Consider the following 2,817-nt stretch of genomic DNA (forward strand, 5'->3'; position numbering starts at 1 on the left):
TGCTGTCAAGCGGGTGAGGAAACCCCACCCGCCTGCGCGGTGGGGTAGTTCATTTTCTTGATTGGGATCCGAATCCGCAGTTCTGCCCAAGACCGTTGGCTCCTATTGTTGCCCAGGGGATCCCTCCTCAAACCGGCGGCTCAACCGTTGCCACGATGTCGCGGATGACGGCCTCTGCTTCCTGCCGTCGGTTGCTCGTCATGTCCCCAGATCCGGCTAAAGAAATGCGATGCGCCAGCACCGGCACAAACAAAGCTTGCAGATCTTCCGGTAGGCAAAAGCTCCGCCCTCTCACCAACGCCTGCGCCCGTGCAGCCCTTGCCAAAGCCAATGCCCCGCGGGTGGACACGCCAGCCCGCAAAAGCTTGGAGGCGCGTGTCGCCTGCACCACCTGCAGCAGATAGTCGGCCAGGGATCCATCCAGGTACACCTGATCCACCGCCGCCTGGATCTCCCGCAGCTCCGCCAGGGAAAGCACCGGCTGGAGAGCCTCCACCGGCTCTGCCTGCTGTCGCTGCAGCAGCAAAGCCCGCTCCACCTCAGGGCTGGGGTAGCCGATGGACAGCCGCACCAAAAACCGATCCAACTGGCTTTCCGGGAGGGGATAGGTGCCGTGATACTCCAAGGGGTTTTGGGTGGCCAACACCATAAAGGGACTGGGCAGCGGGTAGGTGCGGTCATCCAGCGAAACCTGCTTTTCCGCCATTGCCTCTAACAGGGCACTCTGGGTGCGGGGAGAGGTGCGGTTAATCTCGTCGGCCAGGATGACATGGGCAAAAATGGGGCCTGGGCGAAATTCAAACTCCCCTTTCTCTTTGTTGAAGAGGGTGAGGCCAAGAATGTCAGTTGGCAAGAGGTCGCTGGTAAATTGAATTCGCTGAAACTTGGCCCCCAAGCTGCGGGCAATGGCCCGCGCCAGCGTGGTTTTGCCCACTCCCGGCATGTCCTCCAGCAAGACATGGCCTTCCGCCACCAGGGCCGTCACCACCGCCTGCACCACCTGTGGCTTGCCTTGAAACACCGACTCGACGTTGGCGATCAGCTTGCCAATCTGCTGCCGCAAAGTTTGCAATCGCTCCGCCGGGATCCGCGCTGAACCGGATAGGGAGCCAACACTTGCCATAAACCACTCCCAAAGGGGCCTATTCCACCATACAGGCCGAACCCACCGCTAACCCAAAGGGGATCTCACAAAACTCCGGCGGGAAACCGGAGTACCATAGACCTGATCCCTGCAGGAAGGATGGGTATTTTGGAACTGTCTTGTAAAAGTGAGTACGCTCTCCTAGCTCTTCTGGAGTTGGCCCAGCACTACCATGATGGCCGGGTATTGCAGATCAAGGAGATCGCAGCCCATCAGTCGATTCCCGACCGCTACCTGGAGCAGTTGCTGGCCACGCTGCGCAGGCAGGGCCTGGTACGCAGCCAGCGGGGTGCCAAAGGGGGTTATTCTCTGGCTCGACCACCCTGGCAGATCTCCCTGTTGGACATCATTCAGGCCATCGAGGGAGAAGATCTCAGCCGCTCCCGGGACTTGCCCAGCGGCGATCTCTCGCCGGAGCGCCAGGTGCTCTGGCAGGCTTGGCAAGATGCCCAGGCGGCAGCGGTGGGCATTCTCCAAAAAACGACCTTGCAAGACCTCTGCGACCGGCAGGCGCAACAGCAACAGGCCAGGTTGATGTATTACATCTAGGTAAAGCTGCCGGTGTCGATGCCCTGGGCTTGGCCTCCGCTCAAGAGGGTGAGCACCTCTTCCCGCTGAGGCGGACGAGAGGGGCTGGGATCCCTGGCAGGTTTTGGGTTATCCTGAAACCCATTGCCTCTCGAATGGCTTCCTTTCCATGACCTTTCGTTTCCCTCGCTCTCAGGCTGCCGATACGTTTTCTTCGGAAGATTTTGCCAAGGCTCTGGAGGCGCAAAGCCTTGACTTTCAACCGGGACAGGTGGTGCGAGGTCGCATCTTCCAGCACCAGAACGATGGGGCCTTGGTAGATATCGGCGGCAAGTCGCCGGCCTTTTTGCCCCTGAAGGAAGCCGGGATCCGCCCAGGAGAGGATTTGAGCGGGCTTTTTCCCCTCAAAAGCGAAGCCGATTTTCTCATCTTGCGAGAGGACTCGGAAGGGCAAATCGTGCTCTCGGCGCGGCGGCTGCGGCTGAAGCGACTTTGGGAGGAGCTGGCCGAAAAACAGGCCAGTGGCCAGACAGTAACTGCCCCGGTGATCGGCACCAACAAGGGTGGAGTGCTGGTGGATGTGCAGGGGCTGCGGGGCTTTATTCCTCGCTCGCATCTCAACCAACGGGAAGATCTAGAAGAGCTGGTGGGCCAATCGCTGACCGCCAGTTTGCTGGAAGTCAACCCTGCTGCCAACAAGCTGGTGCTCTCCCAGCGAGTAGCGCGACAGGCTGAGAGCCTGGGAATCTACACCACCGGCCAGGTGGTGCGGGGCAAGGTCAGCGCCCTCAAGCCCTTTGGCGTTTTCGTTGAGCTGGAGGAGGGGGGCAGCGGGCTGTTGCACATCAAGCAGGTCAGCCAAAGCTTTGTTGCCTCCTTATCCGACTTGTTCCGGCCTGGTCAGCCGCTCAAGGCCGTGGTCATCGATGTGGATGAGGCCAAAGGGCGGATAGCGCTCTCTCTGCGGGTGTTGGAAAAATACCCCGGCGAGGTGTTAGAGCAACTGCCTCTCATTACCGAGGAAGCCGAAGAGCGGGCCAGCAAACTGAAGGGAAGAATCACGTCCGAGGGCAAGGTCATATGAACTACTCCACCGCGTAGGCGGGTGGGGTTTCCTCACCCGCTTGACAGCAGAGCTTTTGTCT

General features: G+C 59.9%; 3 protein-coding genes. 2 read left to right on the forward strand and 1 reads right to left on the reverse strand.

From position 1 onward, the window contains the following. Positions 1-127 precede the first annotated feature (127 nt). Entirely contained in the window at positions 128-1,123 is a 996-nt protein-coding gene (locus tag NW852_RS00270; protein WP_414366792.1) for an AAA family ATPase, read from the reverse strand. Between the two features lie 129 nt (positions 1,124-1,252). Between NW852_RS00270 and NW852_RS00275 the strand changes: the two genes are divergently transcribed. Then, complete coding sequence (locus tag NW852_RS00275) at positions 1,253-1,693, forward strand: RrF2 family transcriptional regulator (protein WP_414366793.1); 441 nt, start codon at positions 1,253-1,255, stop codon at positions 1,691-1,693. A gap of 148 nt (positions 1,694-1,841) precedes the next feature. Then, positions 1,842-2,756: a S1 RNA-binding domain-containing protein gene (locus tag NW852_RS00280; protein ID WP_414366791.1), complete on the forward strand. Its 915-nt coding sequence runs from the start codon at positions 1,842-1,844 to the stop codon at positions 2,754-2,756. Positions 2,757-2,817: the final 61 nt, after the last annotated feature.

It is taken from the genome of Synechococcus sp. H60.1 (assembly GCF_047462335.1).
Classification (GTDB): Bacteria; Cyanobacteriota; Cyanobacteriia; order Thermostichales; family Thermostichaceae; genus Thermostichus.

What these genes read in the sequence shown, in the direction of transcription:
- NW852_RS00270 (WP_414366792.1), bottom strand. Translation starts at nt 1,123, where the DNA reads ATGGCAAGTGTTGGCTCCCTATCCGGTTCAGCGCGGATCCCGGCGGAG.
- NW852_RS00280 (WP_414366791.1), top strand. Translation starts at nt 1,842, where the DNA reads ATGACCTTTCGTTTCCCTCGCTCTCAGGCTGCCGATACGTTTTCTTCG.